Here is a 21177-nt window from a genome sequence, read left to right as displayed (position 1 = left end):
TGGGCGGTTCCGTGGCCCTGGTCGGGCTGGTGGGCGGCGACGCGGAGGGGCACGAGGCCTCGCGGCTGGTGGGCCAGGAACAGCCCGCGATCGAAGGCTACCTGGTCACCGACGCCGAGCGGCCGACGACGCTGAAGACCCGCTTCATATCCGCGGGCCAGCAGCTGCTGCGCGTGGACCTGGAGGAGAGCCGCGCGGTGGTCGGCGAGGTCGAGCAGCGGCTGATCCGCACCATCCGCGACGCCGCGCGGGGCGCCGGCGTGATCCTGATCTCCGACTACGGCAAGGGGGTGGTCACCGACGCGGTGATCGCCGCCGCCCGCGAGACGGCCGCCGAGACGGGCGCGAAGGTGATCGTGGACTCCAAGGCCCGCTCCTTCGCACGCTACGGCGACATCGACCTGGTGAAGCCGAACGCGGCGGAGCTGGCCTACGCCACCGACCTGCCGACCGAGACGGACGCGGAGATGGAGGCCGCCATCGCGCGTGTCCTGGAGCTGTGGGCGACGAAGGGCGTGCTGGTCACCCGCGCCGGCAAGGGCGTCTCGCTGGGCCTTCGGGGCGAGGCTGTGCGCCACTTCCGCACGACGCCGCGGGAGGTGTTCGACGCCTCGGGGGCGGGGGACACGGCGCTGGCGGCGCTGGGCCTGGCGCTGGCGGCCGAGGCCGACATGGAGGCCGCCATCGGCTTTGCCCAGTTGGCCTCGGGCGTGGCGGTCGGCAAGGCCGGCACCGCGACCGTCAGCCCCAGCGAGCTGGTGGAGGCGGTGCTGGCCGCCCATTCGGCCCTCGCGGAGGGCAAGGTGGCCACTCTGCAGCGCATGGTCGATGAGGTGGCGCGCTGGCGAGCGCAGGGGCTGAAGGTGGGCTTCACCAACGGCTGCTTCGACATCCTGCACAAGGGCCACGTCGCCTACCTGGCGCAGGCGCGGACCTGGTGCGACCGGCTGATCGTGGGCGTGAATTCCGACGCTTCAGTGCGGGCGCTGAAGGGCGAGGGGCGGCCGGTCAACGACCTGGAGAGCCGCGCGCTGGTGCTGGCGGGCCTGCGCAGCGTCGACCTCGTGGCCCCCTTCGATGAGGCCACGCCTCTTAACCTGATCGCAGCGGCGCGGCCGGATGTCCTGGTCAAGGGCGCGGATTACGCTGAGGACGAGGTGGTGGGGGGCGATCTTGTAAAATCGTGGGGCGGCGAGGTGAAACTGGCCGAGATCGTCGACGGCTATTCCACGAGCGCCGCCATCGCGCGGATGGCGCGGCCCAACGCCGACAAGGAGCAGGCATGACCCAGCGCAGGATCATCTTCGTCACCGGCGGGGCGGGGTTCATCGGCTCCAACATCGTCGCCAAGCTGGCCGAGGACCGCGACCTGGACGTGGTGGTCTGCGACCGCCTGCGCGAGGCCGAGCTGGGCAAGTGGAAGAACATCGCCAAGGCTCCAATCGGCGACTTCGTGGCGCCTGACCAGATGTGGGAGTGGCTGGAGAAGCGCTGGCGCGACATCGAGCTGGTGGTGCACATGGCGGCGGTTTCGACGACCACCGAGCCCGACGCCGACAAGATCGTGCAGGCGAACTTCACGCTGAGCCGCGACCTGTTCCGCTGGTGCGCCGACCACCAGCGCCGGCTGGTCTACGCCTCGTCGGCGGCCACCTACGGTGGGGGCGAGCATGGGTTCGACGACGACAACGACTACGAGGCGCTGGCCCGGCTGCGGCCGCTCAACACCTATGGGTGGTCGAAGGCCCTGTTCGACCTGTTCGCCGCGCGGCAGGCCAGCCGGGACTATGCGCCGCCGCAGTGGGTGGGGCTGAAGTTCTTCAACGTCTACGGGCCCAACGAGGAGCACAAGCACTCGATGAAGTCGGTGGCGTCGCAGATCTGGCCGCATGTGCGCGACGGGCATGCGGTGCAGCTGTTCAAGAGCTACCGGCCCGACGTGCCGGACGGCGGTCAGAGCCGCGACTTCGTCTATGTGCGTGACGCGGCCGACGTGACCCGCTGGCTCTACGAAAACCCACAGGTGAGCGGGATCTACAACCTGGGCTCCGGCCAGGCGCGGACCTTCGAGGACCTGGCGCGGCAGGTGTTTGGCGCGGCCGGCAAGAACGCCCAGATCGAGTACGGCCCGATGCCGCCGGCGATTCGCGACAAGTACCAGTACTTCACCCAGGCGAAGATGGAGCGCCTAGCCGCCGCCGGCTACGCCGCGCCGCTGACGCCGCTGGAGGAGGGGATAGGCGACTATATCGGCCGCTACCTCAGCCAGCCCGACCCCTACCGCTAGGTCCCGTGGAGCAGCCGCCCCGCAGACGCCGGCGCTGGCTCTTGCCGAGCTTGCTGGCCCTGCTCCTGGTGCTGGCGGCGGGCGTGGCGGCGTTCTGGGGAGACCTGGTCTCCACCGCACTCGACCCCAAGGTCCCGTTCCAGACCTACGACCCGCCGCCGGCCCCCGACTACGCCACCGCGCGGGCCTGGTACCTGCGGCCGGCGGCCGACGCCGTCGCTCCGGCCGATGTCTTCTTCGTGACCCCGACCACCTATGACGGCGGACGCAATTGGAACGCCCGCATCGACCACCCCAAGGCCAACCGCCAGTTCCGCGAGGTGATGGCGCCCAACTACGTCGGCCCGTTCGTGATGGTGGGCCGGGTTTTCGCGCCGCGGTATCGCCAAGCCAGCCTCTACAGCCTCACCACCCTGCGCGAGGACGCCCGCGAGGCGCGGCAGTTCGCCTATGGCGACGTGCGCGCCGCGTTTCGCAGCTACCTGGCGCGGGACAACGGGGGCCGGCCGTTCCTGATCGTGGGCGTGGAGCAGGGCGGCACCCTGGCGGCGCGGCTGCTCGCAGAGGAAGTGGCGCCGGACCCTGTGCTGCGCGAGCGGCTGGTGGCGGCCTACCTGGTGGACACCGTCGCTCCGGCCGACGCCCCGGCGGTCCCGCCGTGCATGCGGCGAGGCCAGACCGGCTGCGTCGCGGCCTGGACCTGGGTGTACGAGGGCGACTTCGACGCTGGCGAGCGTCTGCTGGACCGGGCGCTGGTGTGGAATGACAGGGGCGAGCTGGTGAACATCACCCCCCGGCCGGCGCTGTGCTTCAACCCGGTGCTGGGCGCGGTGACCGACCAGCTTGCGCCCGCGCGGCTGCACCTCGGCGCCGCGAACGCCACGGGCCTGGAGTGGGGCGCGCGGCCGGCGTTCATGGCGCGCCAGGTCGCGGCGCAGTGCAAGGGCGGGGTGCTGCATGTCACCCGGCCTCGCTCGGCGTCGCTGAAGCAGGCGGGGACCTGGGCGGACCGGCGCAAGGCGCCGGGGTTCAACCTGTTCTACGCCGACGTGGAGGCCGATGCGAAGCAGCGGCTGGCGGCCTGGCTCGCGGGGTGAGAAGGTCGCGTCCAAAGGGTTTCAAGGGAACGCGCCATGACCAATCGCCAGATCGTCCTGGACCGCCTGCCGGGCGGGGACCAGCTTGCGCCGGAGCACTTCGCGCTGAAGACCGGGGAGCGGCCATCGCCGGGTGAGGGCGAGGTGTTGCTGAAGACCCGCTATATCTCCCTCGACGCCGCCAACCGCGCCTGGATGCAGGGCGCGACCTATCGTTCGGCCCTGGAGGGCGGACAGGTGATGGCCGGCGGGGGCCTTTCGGAGGTGGTGGAGTCTAACGTCGCGCACCTGAAGCCGGGCGACCTCGTGTTCGCCGACGCGGGTTGGCAGGAATACGCGGTGCTGCCCGGCAAGCGGCTGGAGAAGCTGCCGGACCTGAAGCCGGAGACCCACCTGCTGAGCGTCTACGGCGTCGCAGGCCTTACGGCGTACTTCGGCCTCCTGGAGTGCGGCAAGCCGAAGGCCGGCGATGTCGTGGTGGTCTCGGCGGCGGCGGGGTCGGTAGGCTCGATCGTCGGTCAGATCGCCAAGATCAAAGGCTGCCATGTGGTCGGCATCGCCGGGGGCGAGGAGAAGGGCCGCTGGCTGACCGAGGAACTCGGGTTCGACGCGGCGGTCGACTACAAGAGCCCTGAGTTCAAGCGGCTGCTGCGCGCCGCCGTACCGGACGGGATCGACGTCTATTTCGACAACACCGGCGGGCCGATCTTCGAGGCCTGCCTGTTCGCCATGAAGAACTTCGGCCGAATCGCCTGCTGCGGAGCGCTCTCGCAGTACGACGGCGCGCCGCCGGCGCACGGACCGCGCGGGATTCCGGGCCTGATCGTAACCAAGCGGCTGACCCTGCGCGGCTTCGTGGTGATGGACTTCGCCGAGCAGAACGAGAAGGCGCTGGCCGACCTGCAAGGCTGGGTCGCGTCGGGCCAGCTCAAGGTGCAAGAGGACGTCCTGGAAGGGCTTGAAAGCCTCCCAGGCGGACTGATCGGCCTCCTCGGCGGGGAGAACCGCGGCAAGCGGATGGTGCGCATCTAGTGGGGCCGTTCAGCGCCACCTATGCCGAGGCGCGCGACAAGTTCCTGGCCGCGGCGAAGGCGGCCGGGGCGTCGCTGTCGGCCTACGTCCACCCGGAACGCGGCCCAGACGGCGGGGAGCTCGCCACCGACGTCGCCTGGATCGGACCGGCGGACGCGGCCGGCGTGCTGGTGCTGGTCTCCGGAACCCACGGGGTGGAAGGCCACTGCGGCTCGGGCGCCCAGGTGGACTGGCTGCAGCGCGGCGAGGCGGCGCGACTGGGGCCGGGGCTGGCGGCATGTCTGGTGCACGCCATCAACCCCTACGGCTTCGCCTGGAGCCGGCGGGTGACGCACGAGAACGTCGACCTGAACCGCAACTTCATCGACTTCGGACGGGCGCCTCCGGACAACCCCGAGTACGACAAGCTCGCCGCCGCGGTGAAGCCTCTGGACTGGAGTCCCGAGAGCCAGGCGGCCTCACGCGCGGTGCTGCTGGACTATGCCAGGGCGAACGGCTTCCCCGCCTTGGTGCAGGCGCTCTCGGGCGGCCAGTACCGGCACCCCGACGGCATCTTCTACGGCGGCGCGGGCGAGACCTGGTCGCGCCGGACGCTGACGGCGATCTTCCGCGAGCGGTTGTCGGCGGCCTCCGACGTAGGGCTGATCGACTACCACACGGGCCTGGGGCCCGAGGGCTACGCCGAGCAGATCGTCAGCGCCGGGCCGGATACCGAGGAATACCGCCGCGCCGCCCTGTGGCACGGCCTGGCGGCCACCAGCGTGAGCGGCGGTGACTCCGTCTCGGCCAAGCTGGCCGGCGACTGGCTGGATGCGGCGCCGCGGCTGCTGGCCCACGCGCGGGTCACCGGCATCGCCCTGGAATACGGCACCATCGATACCGGCAAGGTCGTGGACGCCCTGCGCGCCGACAACTGGCTGCACGCCCACGGCGACCCGACCGGCCCCGAGGCGACAGCGATACAGGCGCAGACCCGCGCGGCCTTCTACGTCGACACCGACCTCTGGCGCGGCATGGTGCTGGGCCAGTCCCTGATCGCCACGCGCCAGGCGGTGGCGGGGCTGACGAAGGCGGTCGCCTAGCAAGCGGCCACGACTCACACGTCGGCGAGTGTTTTCACGCCGCCAGGGAGTTGGATGACTTCGACGAGAATTCCGTCCGGGTCGCGGACGAACACGAACTTCACGTCGCCCACCGCAAAGGCCGGCTCCGGCCCGCAGAGGCCTTCGGCCCGCAACGCCGTCAACGCGACTTCGATGTCGGGGACCGAGAAGGCCGCCAGCGCGTAACCGGGCGGGCCGGCCAGCATCTGCACCGGTTCGGCGGGCGCGGGATCGCGGGCCTTGAGGATCTGCATGACGAGCCCGCCAATAACGCCGATGACCCGGTTCGCGGGCTGGTCGCGCAGGTCCATCGTCACCTGGTAGCCGAACACCCGCTGGTAGAATTCCATCGACCGGGTGATGTCGGAGGCCTGGATGACCAGATGGGAGAGGGCCTGGGTCTGCAGAAGGCTCATGGGGTTCCTTACGAGCTTGGACCGGCCCACAAACCACAGCCGCAGGCGTGCGCCAACTCAGCCGATATCCAAATCCGGCCGCACCTCGATGCTGCCGAATTGGCCGACGGGGACGTGGCTGGCGATTTCAATCGCCTCGGCCTTGTCGCGCGCCTCGATGAAGATGAAGCCCGCCAGGACCTCCTTGGTCTCGGCGAACGGGCCGTCGACGACGAGGGTCCTGCCGCCACGGCGGCGGATGGTGCTGGCGCTCGAGACGTCCTGCAGGGCCGAGGCGGCGATGAAGTGCCCGCGCCTCTCCAGTTCGGCGTCATAGGCCAGGGACGCGCGGTCCAGGTCGGCTTGCTGCTCTGCATTCAATCCCGCCAGAGCGCCGGGTTCGAGATAGACGAGGCAGAGGTACTTCATGGCGGCGGCTCCTGCGGCGCGGTGGACTCATGCCTCTGGACGAATGGCGTGGGCCGGCGCCGACAATTCTGCAGGACGCGGCCGTCAGACGTCGTCGCCGGGCTTCCAGTCGGGTTGGCCGTCATAGGTGGGCAGCGCGGGGTCCACAGCGTCCCAATGGCGTCGCGCGCGGGCGAAGATCGCCACCTGGGGGGTCAGCTCGTCCGCCTGATCAAGCGTGCCCAGTGAAGCGGCCATCACGCCGGGCATGCCCGTGTTGCGCCCGAACAGCTGGCTGCCACAGCCGCCGCAGAAGAGCCGGGTGACGGTGTTGCCGGCCTCGCTCACCTGCTCGTAGACGGAGGGATCGCCGGTGATCGTTATGCCCGCGGCGTCAAACATCGCGCTCGTGGCATGTCCCGCGCCGGTCCCCCGCTGGCAGTCGAGGCAGTGGCAGTGAGCCACGACGATCGGGTCGCCTTCGATCGTGTAAGCGCAAGCGCCGCAGAGGCATCGGCCGGTCCACATGTCGTCCCCTCTCAGCCTGCATCGCGCAGGGCGAGCCCTGCTTTCCAGTCGAACAGTTCCTGTAGCACCTGCAGCGCCTGGCCGCGCTCGGACTTGAGGTCGGGGTCGCGGCTGACGATAAGGCGGGCGTCGTCGCCGGCGGCGGCGATCAGGTCGCGGTGCGCGAAGGGATCGGCGAAGACGTAGTCGGGCAGGCCCGACTGGCGCAGGCCCAGGGCGTCGCCGCCGCCCCGGAGCTCCAGGTCACGTTCGGCGATCGCGAAGCCGTCGTCGGTGCGGCGCAGGATGTCGAGCCGCTGCTGGGCGGTTTCACTGAGCGGCGGGTCGTAGAGCAGGACGCAGGCGCTCTCGCGCCGGCCCCGGCCCACACGACCGCGTAGCTGGTGCAACTGGGCCAGGCCAAAGCGCTCGGCCTGTTCGATGACCATGATGGTGGCGTTCGGGACGTTGACCCCCACCTCAACCACGGTGGTCGCCACCAGCACGGACAGCTTATTGTCGGCGAAGTCGGACATCACGGCGTCCTTTTCAGCAGCCGGCATCTGGCCGTGCACGAGGCCGACGCCCGGGCCGATCAGGTGACGCAGCGCCTTGGCCCGCTGTTCGGCCGCGGCGAGGTCGCTGAGCTCGGATTCCGAGACCAGCGGGCAGATCCAGAAGGCCTGGGCGCCGCCGGCCACGGCCTGCTTCAGCCGGCCGACGATTTCGTCGATGCGGGGCATGGGCACGGCGCGGGTGGCCACCGGCGTGCGACCGGGGGGCTTCTCCTCGATGCGGCTGACGTCCAGGTCGCCGTACATGGTGAGCTCCAGCGTGCGCGGGATCGGTGTGGCCGACATGGCGATCAGGTGCGTGCCCGGGCCCTTGGCCTGCAGCCGTTGGCGCTCGGCGACGCCGAAGCGGTGCTGTTCATCGACGATCACGAGCTGGAGTTTGTGGAAGGCCACTTCGTCCTGGAACAGCGCGTGGGTGCCGACGGCGACCTTGGCCGCGCCGGACGCCAGGGCGCGGAGCTTCGCGGCGCGCACCGCGCCCTTATCGCGACCCGTGAGCAGCACAACGCCCAGGCCGTGGATCTCCAACGGCCCGGAAAGCGTCTCGAAGTGCTGGCGCGCGAGGATCTCGGTCGGCGCCATCAGGGCGGATTGCCCGCCGGCCTCGGCGACGTCGGCCATGGCGCACATGGCCACCACGGTCTTGCCCGAGCCCACGTCGCCCTGGACGAGACGGCTCATCCGCTCGCCGGCGGCAAGGTCGGCGCGAATGTCGGCCAGGGCGCGGTCCTGGGCGCCGGTGAAGCGAAACGGCAGGGCGGCCTGGATGCGGCCGGCCAGAGCGCCGGCGGCGATGCGCGGGGCGGGCTCGCGGCGCCGGGCGGCCTTGCGCTGGGCCATGGCCAGCTGGTGGGCAAGGAGTTCGTCGTAGGCCAGCCGCCGGCGGTGGGCGCTGGATGCCTCCAGGTCCGCCTCTGCCTCGGGGTTGTGGGTGCGCGCCAGCGCCTCGCGCCAGGACGGGAACCCCTGCCGGGCGAGCCAGGCGGGGTCCTGCCACTCCGGCATCTCAGGCGCGTGCGAAAGGGCCTCGTGGGCGAAGGCGCGCACCCGGCGCGGCGGCAAGCCCTCGGTGGCGGGATAGACCGCCTCGACCTCGGGGATCTCATCGGCCTTGTCCGGGGCCACCATGTAGTCGGGGTGGACCATCTGGCGGCCGAACTTGGACTCCTCGACCCGCCCGGAGACAACGCGCCTGGCGCCGACCGGATGGCGCTGGGCGAGGCCTTCGCCGAAGCGGCCGAAGAAGACGAGGGTCATCAGGCCGGTCTCGTCGGCGACCTGCATGCGCCAGGGCTGGGCGGAGGTGCGCGGTCTCTGGTGGTCCTGGATGGCGACCTCGAAGGTCATTACCTGGCCGTCGATCGCGGCGGAGAGCACGGCCGGCGTGCGGCGCACGATCGAATGGGGCCGTAGCCACAGCACGTCGCGCACCTTGTCGCCGGCCACCCTGGCAAGCAGGGGCGCCACGCGCGGTCCCACGCCCTTCAGCGTGCTGAGGGGTGCAAAGAGCGGGAACAGAATCTCCGGCCGCATAGCGCAAGCATAGCCTTCACGGGTCAGCCTGCGCATCATAGGGTCGAGCCGGGATCGATGGCGGCTATTCGGGGCTGGAAAATCATGCGCGCAGGGACATGCTTGGCGATCGTGGCGATGCTCGCGATGGCCGGTTGCGCCAGGACGGGCGGCGATGAGACGGTCCTGGCCACTGTCGCCGGCGAGAAGATCACCGAGGCGGAGCTCAGCGCGGAGCTGAGGCTGGGCGGCGTGGCGCGGGCCGACGACCCGGATGTCCGTCGCGCCGCGCTCGAGCAGATCGTCATGCGCAAGCTGCTGGCCCGGAGGGCCCGCGCCGACGACCTCGACAAGACAGCGGAAGCCCGGGTGATCAAAGCCGCGGCGATGGAGTCCGTCGACGCGGGCCTGGCGCTGAGTGCGATGCAGTCGAAGGTGAAGCCTCCGACGGCCGCGGAGGCGCAGGCCTATGTCCAGACCCACCCGGAGCGGTTTGCGGAACGCAGCGGCTACATCTTCGACCAACTGCGCACCAACGTGCCGCTCAATGCCGCCCTGGTGACCGCACTGCGCCCCACGAAAACCCTGGAGGAGGTCGAGCGCGTACTGAGAGGCCGCGGCATCCCGTTCCGCCGCAGCGTCCAGGGCTTCGATACCCTGCGGGCGAACCCGCAGCTCTCCGCCGCCATCCGCAAGGTGCCGCCAGGCGAGCCCTTCGTGTCGAACGAGCCCGGCGGCTTCACGGTCAGCCGGGTTCGCCAGTCCACCGTGCAGCCGATCGTCGGCGCGCCGGCCAACGCGCTTGCCACTGAACTCCTGCTGGCCGAGCGCCGGAGCAAGGCGATCAACGCAGAGATCGAGAGCCTGCGGGCCAAGCTCGTCACCTATCCGACCAAGGCGGCCGCGTCTAAGTAGGCCGACGAACCGCCGCTTCGTCGGGTTCTGGCTGGCGCGGCGAACGCACCGGGCCTATATGCCGCGTTCCCAAATGACCATCGACGATGCCCGACGGAAGAAACTGAAGATGCGCGCCTGGCGGCGGGGCTTCAGGGAAGCGGACCTCATCCTGGGGCCGTTCGCCGATCGTCATGTCCCCGGTTTCAGCGAGGCCGAGCTGGATCTGTTCGAGGCCCTGCTCGAGGAAGCGGATCACGACGTCTATGGGTGGATCCTGGAACGGGCTCCGGCGCCCGCACCCTTCGACGGCGTTTTGATGCACCAGCTCAGGGCGTTCCGGGATGAAGTTCACGCCGACATAAATCCCAGGGGCTCCGCCAATGGCTGACGGAAACCGGCCGGCTGGTGCGGCGCAGATGCGCCGGGTAGCTGAGGATCCGGGCCGCCTCGACCTGGTGGGCGCGCCGGAGGGCTTCGACGCCCTGGTGATGGCCGACCTGGTGCGGGCGCGCAAAGGGCTGTCGGTCTTCGTGGCGCGCGACGGCACCCGGCTCTCCGCCTTCGTCGACGCGTTCCGATTCTTCGCCCAGGATGTGGAAGTGCTGCATTTCCCGGCCTGGGATTGCCTGCCCTATGACCGGGTCGGGCCATCGGCCGGGGTCGCGGCGCAGCGGATGGCCATCCTGTCGCGCCTGGCCGAGGGCTTCGACGCCAAGCCGCGTCTCCTGGTGACGACGGCAGCGGCGCTGGTTCAGCGGGTTCCGCCGATATCTGCGGTTGAGGGCGCGGGCTATTCGGCGAGGCCGGGCAATTCGGTCGAGATCGCCGACCTGGAGCGCTATTTCGCCATCAACGGCTACAGCCGCGCTTCCACCGTTTCGGAGAAGGGCGAGTTCGCCATCCGCGGCGGGGTGATCGACGTCTTCCCGCCGGGTGGCGACGAGCCTGTGCGCCTGGATCTGTTCGGCGAGACGCTGGAGTCCATCCGCGCCTTCGATCCGGAGACGCAGCGTTCGACCAAGCAGCTGAAGGAGGTCTCGCTGCTGCCGGTCAGCGAGGCGCTGCTGGACAAGAAAGCGGTCAGCCGCTTCCGCACCGGCTACCTCGAGGCGTTCGGCGCGGCCGGCGACGACCCGCTGTATGCGACCATTTCCGAGGGCGGTCGCCGCGCGGGGATGGAGCACTATCTGGCGCTGTTCTACGACGGCCTGGCCACCGTGTTCGACTACCTGCCAAAGGATGCGGCGATCGCGCTGGACCACCTGGCGCGCGACGCCCGCGACGAGCGGCTGGCGATGATCGCCGACGCCTATGAGGCGCGGTCCATCACTGAGCGAAAGGTGCACTATCACCCGCTGGAGCCTTCACGGCTCTACCTCGACGCCGAGGAGTGGGACGCGGCGCTGCGGGTGCGGGCCACGCGGCGGTTCTCGTCCTTCAACGAGGCCGAGGGCGAGGCGGTTATCGACATGGGCGCCAAGGCGGGGCGCACCTTCGCCGCCGAGCGCAAGCTTGACAGCGTCAACCTGTTCGAGGCGACGGTCGATCACGCGCAGAAGCTGTCGGCGGCCGGTAAGCGCGTGCTGTTCGCCTCATGGTCGGACGGTTCGTCGGACCGGCTGATGCACATGCTGGCCGACCATGGCCTGACGTCACTGCCGCTCGCCCCCTATTGGGACGCCGCGCGCGCGGCGGACCCGAAGAAGCCGCAGCGCGTGGTGCTGCCGCTGGACGCCGGGTTCGAGACCGAGAGCCTGGCGGTCATTTCCGAAACGGACATCTTGGGTGACCGGCTGGCCCGGCCCCGCAAGCGCCGCCGCGCATCGAATTTCCTGGCCGAGGCCTCCGCCCTGACGCCCGGCGACCTGGTGGTCCACATCGACCACGGGATCGCGCGCTACGAGGGGCTGAAGACCCTGGACGTGCAGGGTGCGCCGCACGACACGCTGGAGCTGCAGTACGGCGGCGAGGCGAAGCTGTACCTGCCGGTGGAGAACATCGACCTCCTGACCCGCTACGGCGCGGACAACGAGGGCGTGCAGCTCGACCGCCTGGGCGGGGCGGCGTGGCAGGCGCGCAAGGCGAAGGCCAAGGAGCGGCTGCGCGAGATGGCCGATGGCCTGATCCGCATCGCCGCCGAGCGGGCCACCAAGCTCAGCGATCCGATGGAGCCGCCGGCCGGCCTGTTCGACGAGTTCTGCGCGCGGTTCCCCTATGAGGAAACCGACGATCAACTGGCTTCGATCGGCGACGTCCTGGAGGACCTGGCGGCCGGCAAGCCGATGGACCGGCTGATCTGCGGCGACGTGGGCTTCGGCAAGACCGAGGTCGCGCTGCGGGCCGCCTTCGTCGTGGCCATGAGCGGCCAGCAGGTGGCGATCGTGGCGCCCACGACGCTGCTCGCGCGCCAGCACTACAAGACCTTCACCGAGCGGTTCGAGGGCTGGCCGGTCAAGGTGCGCCGCCTGTCGCGACTGGTCCCGGCCAAGGAAGCCGCCGAGACCCGCGAGGGGCTGGCCAAGGGCGAGGTGGAGATCATCGTCGGCACCCACGCGGTGCTTTCGAAGCAGGTGAGTTTCCACAACCTGGGCCTGGTTATCGTCGACGAGGAGCAGCACTTCGGGGTCAAGCACAAGGAGAAGCTCAAGGAGCTGCGCGCCGACGTGCACATGCTGACCCTGACCGCCACGCCCATCCCCCGGACGCTGCAGTTGTCGCTCTCCGGCATCCGCGAGATGTCGATCATTGCGACCCCGCCGGTCGATCGCCTGGCGGTGCGCACCTACATCACCCCCTGGGATCCGGTGGTGCTGCGCGAGGCGCTGCTGCGCGAGAAATACCGTGGCGGTCAGGCCTACTTCGTGGCCCCGCGGATCTCCGACCTGGCGCAGCTGGAGCGGTTCATCCGCGAACAGGTGCCCGAGGTGAAGTTCGTGGTCGGCCACGGGCAGATGGCCCCGACGCAGCTCGAGGAGGTGATGAGCGCCTTCTACGACGGCCAGTACGACGTGCTGCTGTCGACCACGATCGTGGAGAGCGGTCTGGACATCCCTACCGCCAACACCCTGATCATCCACCGGGCCGACATGTTCGGCCTGGCCCAGCTCTACCAGCTGCGGGGCCGGGTGGGTCGCTCCAAGGCCCGCGCCTTCGCCTACCTGACGACGCCGGCGGAGAAGCAGATCACGCTGTCGGCCGAAAAGCGGCTGAAGGTGTTGCAGTCCCTTGATAGCCTGGGCGCCGGCTTCCAGCTCGCCAGCCACGACCTCGACATCCGCGGCGGCGGGAACCTCTTGGGCGAGGAGCAATCCGGCCACATCAAGGAGATTGGGGTCGAGCTCTACCAGCAGATGCTGGAGGATGCGGTCAACGAGTTGCGCGCCCGCGCCGGCGTCGAGGACCTGGCCGCCGACCGGGGCTGGTCGCCGCAGATCAACACCGGCGCCGCCGTGCTGATCCCCGAGGACTACGTGGCCGATTTGAACGTGCGGCTGGCCCTCTACCGACGGATCTCGGAGGCCGAGAAGTCGCAGGACCGCGAGGCGCTGGCCGCCGAACTGATCGACCGCTTCGGTCCGCTGCCGCCGGAAGCCGACCAGCTGCTGAAAGTGGTCGCCATCAAGGGCCTGTGCCGTGAAGCCAACGTCGCCAAGATCGACGTCGGACCGAAGGGCGCGGTGGTCAGCTTCCGCAACGACGACTTCAAGAGTCCCGGCAGCCTCGTGGCCTTCATCGCCAAGAACCAGGTCGCGTGGCGCCTGCGCCCGGACAACAAGGTCGTCGTGAGGGGCGAGTGGGAAACGCCGAAGCAGCGCCTCGACGCCGCGGAGAAGGTGCTCGCGGAATTGGCCAAGCTGGCCGCCTAGTCAGGAACGATCCATCTCTTCGGGCCTACAACCGGAGGGACAACACAAGGAGCCACCGGATGCGCACCACCCTGATCGCCATGAGCGGCGCCATCGCCCTGACGGGCATGGCTGCGCCGGCGGTAGCCCAGACCGCGGCGGACAAGGCCGACGCCCGCTGCGTGCTGGTGATATCGGTCGCCGCCCAGGACCCGAAGAACACGGAGTCCGCCGGTCGGGGCACCTTCTATTTCCTGGGCCGGCTTGCGGCCCGCGGCGTCTCGTCCAAGCTGGGACCGATACTGGTGGCGGAAGCCAAGACGATTACCGCGGCGGCGCAGGTCCAGTCCGAGCTGCAGCGCTGCGGGGCCGAGCTCAATGCGCGCAACACGGAGCTGCGCACGGCGCTGACGCAGGTGCAGAAGGCCGCCGCGGCGACGCGTCCGCCAGCCAAGAAGTAGCGTCCGCTGGCTAGCTTGCCTTGAGGGTCTGGGCCATGGCGGCCGCCTGCTCGAGGGCGTGACCGACGGCTTCCGGCGAAGCAACCTCCGCGACGCCCAGATCGAACTCGACGACGAAGGGCGTGTTGCCCTGACCGGCCTCGAAGGCTGTGCAGCCGATGACGGCGGCGATCCGTTCTCCGGCGGCGCGCGCGGCGAGCAGGGGGGTGGCCGGCAGGGCCAGTGCGAAGACCTCGGGCGCCAGGCGCGCGGCCGTGTCCTCCACGCGAACCAGGCGACCGATCATGGACCCGATCTGGGGCACGGCGCGGGCCACCCAGCCGCCGGCGCGGGGCCCCGCCAGGTCCGCTTTCTCGGCGACCTTGAGAACGCAGACGCTCAAGGCGCGGTTGCGGGCCTGGGCGCTCAGCGCCAGGCGCATGAGGTGGCCGGCGAAGAGATCACGGGTGAACAGCCCGGTCGCCGCGTCCATGAGGCCCGAGCTGCGCGCCTGTTCGAGGGCGCTGCGCACGGCCTTCTGACGGCGGTAGGCGCGAGCCAGTTCGACAACCCGTAGGGCCGTCTCGCTCTCGGGAGTCTCGGGAGACGCAACATCCGAGATGCCCCGGTGAAAAGCCTCGGCGGCGGTCACCGGAGACTCGGCGCGCATGTAGAGGAGGGCGGGTGTGTGGTAGAGGCGCGTGTTGCGGCGCAGACCGGCGGCGATCGACAGCGCCTCCTGCGGATTGCCCTCCGCCCACAGGACGACCGCATCGAACTGGCGCTCGTGCAGGTAGTCGAAAGCGGTGAAGGCCGTGAACGCGCCGACCACCTCGGCGCCGTTGCGGGCCAGCGCATTGGAGAGGGCCAGGAACTGCGGCGTCGGCTCGCCGATGGCCAGGATCTGGTAGGGCGAAGCGTCGGTCTCCGGGGCGTCCAGCACGCAGGCGCGCTCGGCGAAGGTCCCGCGGCGAACCTCGAATTCCTCTTCCGCAACTGCGGTGCGAACCAGAGTTTCCAGGCGCATGACCGCCTGAGCCGGATGCAGCGGTCCGGCGAGCGTGAGATCGAACCCGCGCTCCTTCTGGAACGGGTCGGGATCGCCCATGGCGATGATCGGCAGCCGGCGCGGGTGGCAGGCGGCGCGCAGGCGCTCGGCGATGTGGAAATCGGTCTCGATTGTCCCCAGGTCGATGATCGCGGCCTGGATCTGCAGATCGGACAGGGCGGCCGCCGCGGCGACCTCGGTGCGCGCAGTGACGGTGCGCCAACCCAACCGGTCGAGCCCCTCAGCAAGAGGACCCGCCGCGGAATCGTCGCGTGCGATAATCAGCACTCGCGCCTGGACCCCTGCCGACATATGCCCATCCAACAACGCCCGAGTGCTGAGTCCAAATCGGAATCGCACGGGGCCAAGGTGTTGTCGCATAACCGACCGCAGGTTGCGGAAGCGTTTCATTGTCGCGGAGGGCAGACGGGTGGATCAAATATTGACGGGCAGAGTTGCATTCCTCACCGGGGCCAGCGGCGGCCTCGGGGAGCATTTTGCCCGGCTGCTCAGCAGGAACGGCGCGGCGGTGGCGATCACCGCGCGGCGAGTGGACAAGATCGAGGCGCTGGCGGCGGAGCTGAACGCGGCCGGCGGTCGGGCGATCGCATTCGCCCTCGACGTGGCCGACGCCCACGCCATCGCCCCGGCGCTGGACCGCGCCGCCGCAGAACTCGGGACCATCGACATCCTGGTGAACAACGCCGGGGTCGGCGGGGAGGGGATGGCGCTCGACCTCACGATCGAGGAGTTCGACACGACCTTCAACGTGAACGTGCGTGCGACCTATTTCGCCGCGCGCGAGGCCGCCGCGCGGATGATCGCGGCCAAGGTGGAGGGGCGGATCATCAACATCGCCTCGATCGCCAGCCACACGGTCCTGCCGGGCCTGTCGGCCTACTGCGGCTCGAAGGCGGCGGTGGCCATGCTGACGAAGAGCCTGGCGCGTGAGTGGGCGCGCAAGGGGATCGCGGTGAACGCGCTCTGCCCCGGCTACATCGAGACCGGCATCAACGACTTCTGGTGGCCCACCGAGGGCGGGCAGAAGCAGCTGAAGGGCTTCCCGCGGCGGCGGCTGATGGACGCGGAGGACCTGGACGCGGCGTTCCTGATGCTGGCGGGCCCCGCGGCCAGGGCGATCACCGGGAGCGTCTTCACCGTCGACGACGGACAATCGCTGCCCGGGGGCGGGTAGACCCTGGTGGCGGCCTATGCTGTTGGCTGACCGAGGGGCAGGGCGCTTAGATCGGCGCCCAAAGACGACGGAGGATACGACATGCGCCAGGGTCCGCTCACGGGACTGAAGATCGTGGAGTTCGCGGGCATCGGCCCGGGTCCGTTCTGCGGCATGCTGCTCTCCGACCTCGGCGCCGACGTCGTCCGCATCGACCGCAAGGGCCCGGGGCGTGGTTCGCCCACGGATGTCACCGGCCGCGGCCGCCGCTCGGTGGCGCTGGACCTGAAATCGCCCGCTGCCATAGAGGCCTGCCTTAAGCTGGTCGAACAGGCCGATGTGCTGTTCGAAGGCTTCCGGCCGGGTGTGATGGAACGCCTGGGCCTGGGCCCGGACGTGGCGCTGAAGCGTAATCCGAAGCTGGTGTACGGCCGCATGACCGGCTGGGGCCAGTTCGGGCCCTACAGCCAGGCGGCCGGCCACGACATGAACTACATCGCCATCACCGGCGCGCTGCACGCCATCGGCACCGCCGACAAGCCGGTGCCGCCGCTGAACCTGGTGGGCGACTTCGGCGGCGGGGCGCTTTACTTGGCGTTCGGCCTGCTGGCTGGCGTCATCCAGGCGCGCGAGACCGGCAAGGGCCAGGTGGTGGACTGCGCCATGAGCGACGGCGCGGCCTCCCTGATGTCGATGTTCTACGGCATGAAGGCCGCAGGCGGCTGGAAGGAAGAGCGGCGCCAGAACCTGCTGGATGGCGGCGCCCATTTCTACGACACCTACAAGTGCAGCGACGGCAAGTGGATCTCGGTGGGCTCCATCGAACCGCAGTTCTACGCCCTGCTGCTGGAGAAGACCGGGATCAACGACCCCGAGTTCGCCAAGCAGATGGACCGGAGCGCGTGGCCCGACCTTCGCACGAAGCTGGCCAATGTGATCGCCCAGAAGACCCGCGACGAGTGGACCGAGATCATGGGCGGCACCGACGTCTGCTTCGGCCCGGTCCTGGATCTGGACGAGGCTCCGAAGCACCCGCACAACGTCGCGCGCAAGACCTTCGTCGAGGTGGGCGGCGTGACACAGCCGGCCCCGGCCCCGAGGTTTTCGGCGACGCCGGGGGCCATCCAGGGCCCGCCGCCGGCGATCGGCGCCCACAACACCGACGCGCTGCGCGACTGGGGCTTCTCGCCGGACGAGATCGCCGCTCTGGCCTGAGGGAAGCGCTGCCGTATCAGGCGCTTAGCCGGCGCGTTACCTGAAAGCGTCGTTCAGGCGCGGTTCAGCGGCGAAAGACGATGTTCGCTCATGAGCCGGGCGACGCGCTCTCCCGTCCCTCGAAGCGGCGAACGGCTCTGATGGAACGACACGCCCATCGGGCGGCGCGTCACTCTTCACCGGGTGGCGCGCCGTTTCCATTTTCGGGCTCCTTCGGGCCGGGGTTGCGCTCGGCCACGTTCCTGCTCACCTTCCGCGCGCATGAGACTGCGCGAGCTGCCCCGCCGGTTGCGTGAGCGCGACTGGGATCCCGTCCACGCGCTGCGCCTGAGCCTCACCATCGTCGGCAAGGCGCTGGGCCGGCTGTGGGGCCGCGACGTGATGCTCTACACAGGTGGGGTCTCATTCTTCGTCATGCTGGCGATCTTCCCGGCGTTGGCGATCCTGATCGGCCTTTACAGCCTGCTCTCCGACCCGACGCGCGTGGCCGAACAGGGCGAGTACCTGGCCCAGGTGATGCCCGATGCCGCGCGGCTGATCTTCCAGGGCGAACTCATGCGCCTCGCCCAGGCGCCGCGGGAGACGATCTCCACCCAGAGCGCCCTGGCCTTGGTGATCGGCGCCTACGCTTCGCACCGCGGCTTCAAGGCCTTCCTTGCGGGGCTGTCGTTCATCCACGACGAGCACAAGCCGCGCGGGTTCCTGGGCTTCAACTTCATGGCGCTGGTGGTGCTGTTCGCGGCCTTCGGACTTCTGGGCATGCTGTCGGCGGTGTTTTTCGGTTTCCGGATCGCCGCCGAGACCCTCGACCTACGACCGCTGCGCGGGGTGATGTGGCTCTACAGCGAGTGGACCTGGGCCAGCGCCGGCATGACCCTCGGCATGACACTGATCTACCGATGGGCGATGTCGCGCGACCCGGTGGACTGGCGCGCCTCGTCGCTCGGCGGGGCCGCGGCCTCGGCGCTGTGCATCTTCGCGTCGTGGGGCCTCGGGATCTACGTGGAGCAGATCGCGGCGCTGGGGGCCACCTACGGTTCCATCGCGACGGTCGTGATCTTCCTGATCTGGCTCAGCTGGAACGTGAACGCACTCTTCTTCGGCGGTGCGCTGGCGACCGAGGTCGAGATTGCCCTGCAGCGCCACGTGCCGCAGGTCGCAGAGCTCGGCGGGCTGCGCGGGTCGGGATGACGCGGTTCGCAGTCGATCAGGCGGCGTCGGCGCGCCCGGTGACCAGGAAGCTGAGCACCGCGCCGCTCTCGCCTTGTTCGAGCACGGTGGCGCCGATCTGGGCGGCGAAGTGCGGGACGTCTATGCGGGCCATGGGATCATCGGCCAGCAGCCGCACGCGCGCGCCCGGCGCCGCCCGCTCCAGGGCCCGGCGCAGGCGCAGGGTGGGCACCGGGCAGCGATGCCCGCGCGCGTCCACCAGGATTTCGGGCTCGCCCATGCCGCCGCGCATACACCATGGCGCCCCGGCCTGACGAGCGGCGCGGCTGTGCTATAGCTCCGGCATGTCATCGAATGGCGCCATCGTCGCGGTGAGCCGCAAGGCCGGCCACGGGGTCGACAAGCCCAATCAGCTGATGATCCGCCTGGTCGCCGGGCACGGGGTAGAGGGCGACGCGCACTACGGGGCGAAGGTGAAGCACCGCAGCCGGGTGCGGCAGAATCCCGATCAGCCCAACCTGCGCCAAGTGCACCTGCTGCATGCCGAATTGCACGATGAACTGGCGGCGAAGGGATTCGTCGTGACTGCGGGGCTGATGGGCGAGAACGTGACCACCCGCGGGGTCGACCTGCTGGGCCTGCCGCGCGGCGCGACCTTGCACCTGGGCGCGGAGGCGGTGATCGAGGTGACCGGCCTGCGGAACCCGTGCATCCAATTGGACGGGCTGGCGGAGGGCCTGATGGCGGCTTGCCTGGGGCGGGGGCCGGACGGGGCGCCGGTGCGCAAGGCCGGCGTTATGGCCGTCGTGCGGCAGGGCGGAGAGGTGAGGGCAGGGGACGCAGTGCGCGTCACCCTGCCGCTCGGCCCGATGGAGCCGCTGAAGCCCGTCTGAGCTATTTCGCCAGGTGCAGCGCCGCGATCTGGCCCGCGATAGACTCGAACGCGGCGGTTAGCGTCACCGAGTCCTCGACGTTGTAGTAGTGGTCGTCGCCACTTGCGCAGTTCTTCAGCAGGGTGCTGGAGCCGTCCTCAACGCGGATCGTGTACACCTCGATGCCCCTGGCCTTGATGTTCGTGCAGATCAGCGCGAGGCGCGAGTCGAGGGCGGCGGTTCGATCGGCGTCTGAGGCGCCCTGCGGCAGCGGCGCGCCGTCGGCCTTCAGGATGCGGCCCTGCCAGATATAGCCGGTGCCGGCGTAGGTGCCGTCGTTGGGCGTATCCCGCTGGTCTATGGTGTTCTCGCCGTCGGTCATCAGCACGATGATCTTCTTGTAGCCCACGGTGCCGTAGGCGACGCCGTCACTGAACGGCGCGTGGGGCGACAGCGTGTTCCAGCCCCAGGCCATGCCGATCGGGATGTTGGTGTTGCCGGCGGCGTTGAGGTCGTTGATCGCCGAGCGCAGGCCCGAGAAGTCCGTGCCCAGCCGCCTGAGCGGCTTCAGCTGACAACCCCTGTTCGGGCCGAACGTGGTGGTCATGCTGCCTTTCTTGCTTCCGCCGTACTTGTTGACCTTTCCCTGCCGGACACGCCAGTTCGTAACGGAACCGCTCACGCCGTCGCTGACATAGTCGTTCTGGTAGTCGTCGCCGTAGCCGCTGGTCTGGCTGTCGGGCTCGTCGACGGCGAAGTAGGGTGTGTAGAGCATCGCCCCGCTCGTCGGCGCGTCGTCCTGCACGTCGTAGGGCGCCTTGCGCATTTCGACGCACCCGCGCCAGCTCGTTCCCAGTTGCGCGAAAAGGTCGAAGCGGTTGGCGTGCTGGGTGCCGGTGGCGGTGGTGAAGATCTCGTCGTTGATCGGCGAGTTCCCGCTCTGGTCGATCCAGCTCGAATAGCGGTGGGCCGTGGCGTCGAGCCGCACGCTGTTGGAGAACGGCACCAGGGAGATGCGAATTGTGTTGAGCTCAGTGGCCTTGTCCGAGAGCTCCTCCATCTTGTCGACGAAGTTCTCAGCCGCCTCCTTCATGTCCTCGAGCTTGTCGCCTTGGTCCATGGAGCCGGTGTTGTCGAGGACCAGGGCGATCTCGAGCTTGGAGCCGGCGCGCACCACCTCGGCGGAGGCGCCCACGTCCATGCTGCCGCCGGTTACGAGGCCGACGACGAAGGGGGTGACCCTCAGCTTGGCCGCGGCGACCACACGCCCGTCGGCGCCGAACTTGAAGGTGGACGAGGTGAGGGCAAAGGCCGACCCAAGCGCCAGGTTCTGGTTCAGGTACTTGTCGCCGGCCACCTTCAGCTCAGAGTCCGTCGTGGCGTTGGACCGGGCGGCGGCCAAAGCGGCGGCGTCCAGCGCGTCTTGCAGCTGGGACTTGGCGCTGGTCGCACGGGCCAGATCCGCGGCCCCAAGTCCGGCGATCGCCAGCGGCGCCATGGCGAGCGCCGCCACCGTGGCGACGTTCCCGCGACGGTCGCAGATCGCGCGGAGGAAACGATTACGTCGCGAAGGCCTGGAAGGACTCATGACCGGATTCCT

The 21177-nt window shown here is 69.6% G+C and carries 20 protein-coding genes; 13 read left to right on the top strand and 7 right to left on the bottom strand.

Annotation, left to right across the window (positions count from 1 at the left end; genetic code table 11):
* From rfaE2 to QZV94_RS01885, 5 genes are all read left to right on the top strand, one after another.
* Positions 1-1286 (top strand): D-glycero-beta-D-manno-heptose 1-phosphate adenylyltransferase (gene rfaE2, locus QZV94_RS01905; RefSeq protein ID WP_293676108.1); only part of this gene is annotated, 1286 nt, incomplete at its 5' end.
* Positions 1283-2287 (top strand): ADP-glyceromanno-heptose 6-epimerase, encoded by a 1005-nt coding sequence (gene rfaD / locus QZV94_RS01900; protein ID WP_293676107.1) that lies wholly within the window; start codon positions 1283-1285, stop codon positions 2285-2287. The genes rfaE2 and rfaD, both read left to right, overlap by 4 nt.
* A 41-nt stretch (positions 2288-2328) precedes the next feature.
* Positions 2329-3384 (top strand): DUF3089 domain-containing protein, encoded by a 1056-nt coding sequence (locus QZV94_RS01895; RefSeq protein ID WP_293676106.1) that lies wholly within the window; start codon positions 2329-2331, stop codon positions 3382-3384.
* Positions 3385-3420: 36 nt separating this feature from the next.
* Positions 3421-4416 carry an NADP-dependent oxidoreductase gene (locus tag QZV94_RS01890; protein WP_293676105.1) on the top strand — a complete coding sequence of 332 codons (996 nt, stop codon included), beginning with the start codon at positions 3421-3423 and terminating at the stop codon, positions 4414-4416.
* The gene (locus QZV94_RS01885) at positions 4416-5498 is read left to right on the top strand and encodes a M14 family metallopeptidase (RefSeq protein ID WP_293676104.1); all 1083 of its coding nucleotides are present in this window, start codon (positions 4416-4418) and stop codon (positions 5496-5498) included. The genes QZV94_RS01890 and QZV94_RS01885 overlap by 1 nt, the downstream gene beginning before the upstream one ends.
* Before the next feature lie 14 nt (positions 5499-5512).
* On the opposite strand, the gene QZV94_RS01880 is transcribed toward QZV94_RS01885, so the two are convergent.
* The 4 genes from QZV94_RS01880 to recG all read right to left on the bottom strand — a co-directional run bounded on the left by QZV94_RS01880 (position 5513) and on the right by recG (position 8937).
* Complete coding sequence (locus QZV94_RS01880) at positions 5513-5935, bottom strand: VOC family protein (protein WP_293676103.1); 423 nt, start codon at positions 5933-5935, stop codon at positions 5513-5515.
* 57 nt (positions 5936-5992) lie between these two features.
* On the bottom strand, positions 5993-6343 hold the full coding sequence (locus QZV94_RS01875; protein WP_293676102.1) for a YciI family protein: 351 nt from the start codon (positions 6341-6343) through the stop codon (positions 5993-5995).
* An 84-nt stretch (positions 6344-6427) separates the two neighbouring features.
* On the bottom strand, positions 6428-6850 hold the full coding sequence (locus tag QZV94_RS01870) for a GFA family protein (RefSeq protein ID WP_293676101.1): 423 nt from the start codon (positions 6848-6850) through the stop codon (positions 6428-6430).
* Positions 6851-6861: 11 nt separating this feature from the next.
* Complete coding sequence (recG, locus tag QZV94_RS01865; protein ID WP_293676100.1) at positions 6862-8937, bottom strand: ATP-dependent DNA helicase RecG; 2076 nt, start codon at positions 8935-8937, stop codon at positions 6862-6864.
* An 84-nt stretch (positions 8938-9021) separates the two neighbouring features.
* Between recG and QZV94_RS01860 the strand changes: the two genes are divergently transcribed.
* From QZV94_RS01860 to QZV94_RS01845, 4 genes are all read left to right on the top strand, one after another.
* Positions 9022-9831 (top strand): hypothetical protein, encoded by an 810-nt coding sequence (locus tag QZV94_RS01860; protein ID WP_293676099.1) that lies wholly within the window; start codon positions 9022-9024, stop codon positions 9829-9831.
* Positions 9832-9904: 73 nt separating this feature from the next.
* Positions 9905-10201, top strand: a complete 297-nt coding sequence (locus tag QZV94_RS01855) for a succinate dehydrogenase assembly factor 2 (RefSeq protein WP_293676098.1) — start codon at positions 9905-9907, stop codon at positions 10199-10201.
* Positions 10202-10229: 28 nt separating this feature from the next.
* Positions 10230-13679, top strand: a complete 3450-nt coding sequence (mfd, locus tag QZV94_RS01850; RefSeq protein WP_293676128.1) for a transcription-repair coupling factor — start codon at positions 10230-10232, stop codon at positions 13677-13679.
* Between the two features lie 59 nt (positions 13680-13738).
* Positions 13739-14119, top strand: coding sequence for a hypothetical protein (locus tag QZV94_RS01845; protein ID WP_293676097.1), 381 nt, complete (start codon positions 13739-13741; stop codon positions 14117-14119).
* A gap of 10 nt (positions 14120-14129) precedes the next feature.
* On the opposite strand, the gene QZV94_RS01840 is transcribed toward QZV94_RS01845, so the two are convergent.
* Positions 14130-15458: a diguanylate cyclase gene (locus tag QZV94_RS01840; RefSeq protein WP_293676096.1), complete on the bottom strand. Its 1329-nt coding sequence runs from the start codon at positions 15456-15458 to the stop codon at positions 14130-14132.
* A gap of 130 nt (positions 15459-15588) precedes the next feature.
* Here QZV94_RS01840 and QZV94_RS01835 point away from each other — a divergent pair, with 130 nt between their 5' ends.
* From QZV94_RS01835 to QZV94_RS01825, 3 genes are all read left to right on the top strand, one after another.
* A complete protein-coding gene (locus QZV94_RS01835) occupies positions 15589-16341 on the top strand; it encodes an SDR family NAD(P)-dependent oxidoreductase (RefSeq protein WP_293676095.1) in 753 nt (250 codons plus the stop codon).
* An 81-nt stretch (positions 16342-16422) separates the two neighbouring features.
* On the top strand, positions 16423-17535 hold the full coding sequence (locus QZV94_RS01830; RefSeq protein ID WP_293676094.1) for a CaiB/BaiF CoA-transferase family protein: 1113 nt from the start codon (positions 16423-16425) through the stop codon (positions 17533-17535).
* Positions 17536-17796: 261 nt separating this feature from the next.
* Positions 17797-18726 (top strand): YihY/virulence factor BrkB family protein, encoded by a 930-nt coding sequence (locus tag QZV94_RS01825; protein WP_293676093.1) that lies wholly within the window; start codon positions 17797-17799, stop codon positions 18724-18726.
* Positions 18727-18742: 16 nt separating this feature from the next.
* On the opposite strand, the gene QZV94_RS01820 is transcribed toward QZV94_RS01825, so the two are convergent.
* On the bottom strand, positions 18743-18985 hold the full coding sequence (locus QZV94_RS01820; RefSeq protein WP_293676092.1) for a sulfurtransferase TusA family protein: 243 nt from the start codon (positions 18983-18985) through the stop codon (positions 18743-18745).
* Between the two features lie 64 nt (positions 18986-19049).
* Between QZV94_RS01820 and QZV94_RS01815 the strand changes: the two genes are divergently transcribed.
* Positions 19050-19598, top strand: coding sequence for an MOSC domain-containing protein (locus QZV94_RS01815; protein ID WP_293676091.1), 549 nt, complete (start codon positions 19050-19052; stop codon positions 19596-19598).
* 1 nt (position 19599) lies between these two features.
* On the opposite strand, the gene QZV94_RS01810 is transcribed toward QZV94_RS01815, so the two are convergent.
* Complete coding sequence (locus QZV94_RS01810) at positions 19600-21165, bottom strand: vWA domain-containing protein (protein WP_293676090.1); 1566 nt, start codon at positions 21163-21165, stop codon at positions 19600-19602.
* Positions 21166-21177 lie beyond the last annotated feature (12 nt).

The organism is uncultured Phenylobacterium sp., from assembly GCF_902826855.1.
In the GTDB taxonomy this organism is placed as follows: Bacteria; Pseudomonadota; Alphaproteobacteria; order Caulobacterales; family Caulobacteraceae; genus Phenylobacterium.
Note: the sequence above shows the minus strand (reverse complement) of the source record. Positions and strands in the feature narration are given on the sequence as shown.

Bases quoted from the DNA above. Each gene is read 5' to 3' on its own strand.
- rfaD (WP_293676107.1), top strand. From the start codon at position 1,283: ATGACCCAGCGCAGGATCATCTTCGTCACCGGCGGGGCGGGGTTCATC.
- QZV94_RS01890 (WP_293676105.1), top strand. From the start codon at position 3,421: ATGACCAATCGCCAGATCGTCCTGGACCGCCTGCCGGGCGGGGACCAG.
- QZV94_RS01880 (WP_293676103.1), bottom strand. From the start codon at position 5,935: ATGAGCCTTCTGCAGACCCAGGCCCTCTCCCATCTGGTCATCCAGGCC.
- QZV94_RS01875 (WP_293676102.1), bottom strand. From the start codon at position 6,343: ATGAAGTACCTCTGCCTCGTCTATCTCGAACCCGGCGCTCTGGCGGGA.
- QZV94_RS01870 (WP_293676101.1), bottom strand. From the start codon at position 6,850: ATGTGGACCGGCCGATGCCTCTGCGGCGCTTGCGCTTACACGATCGAA.
- recG (WP_293676100.1), bottom strand. From the start codon at position 8,937: ATGCGGCCGGAGATTCTGTTCCCGCTCTTTGCACCCCTCAGCACGCTG.
- QZV94_RS01860 (WP_293676099.1), top strand. From the start codon at position 9,022: ATGCGCGCAGGGACATGCTTGGCGATCGTGGCGATGCTCGCGATGGCC.
- QZV94_RS01855 (WP_293676098.1), top strand. From the start codon at position 9,905: ATGACCATCGACGATGCCCGACGGAAGAAACTGAAGATGCGCGCCTGG.
- mfd (WP_293676128.1), top strand. From the start codon at position 10,230: ATGCGCCGGGTAGCTGAGGATCCGGGCCGCCTCGACCTGGTGGGCGCG.
- QZV94_RS01845 (WP_293676097.1), top strand. From the start codon at position 13,739: ATGCGCACCACCCTGATCGCCATGAGCGGCGCCATCGCCCTGACGGGC.
- QZV94_RS01840 (WP_293676096.1), bottom strand. From the start codon at position 15,458: ATGTCGGCAGGGGTCCAGGCGCGAGTGCTGATTATCGCACGCGACGAT.
- QZV94_RS01830 (WP_293676094.1), top strand. From the start codon at position 16,423: ATGCGCCAGGGTCCGCTCACGGGACTGAAGATCGTGGAGTTCGCGGGC.
- QZV94_RS01825 (WP_293676093.1), top strand. From the start codon at position 17,797: ATGAGACTGCGCGAGCTGCCCCGCCGGTTGCGTGAGCGCGACTGGGAT.
- QZV94_RS01820 (WP_293676092.1), bottom strand. From the start codon at position 18,985: ATGGGCGAGCCCGAAATCCTGGTGGACGCGCGCGGGCATCGCTGCCCG.
- QZV94_RS01815 (WP_293676091.1), top strand. From the start codon at position 19,050: ATGTCATCGAATGGCGCCATCGTCGCGGTGAGCCGCAAGGCCGGCCAC.
- QZV94_RS01810 (WP_293676090.1), bottom strand. From the start codon at position 21,165: ATGAGTCCTTCCAGGCCTTCGCGACGTAATCGTTTCCTCCGCGCGATC.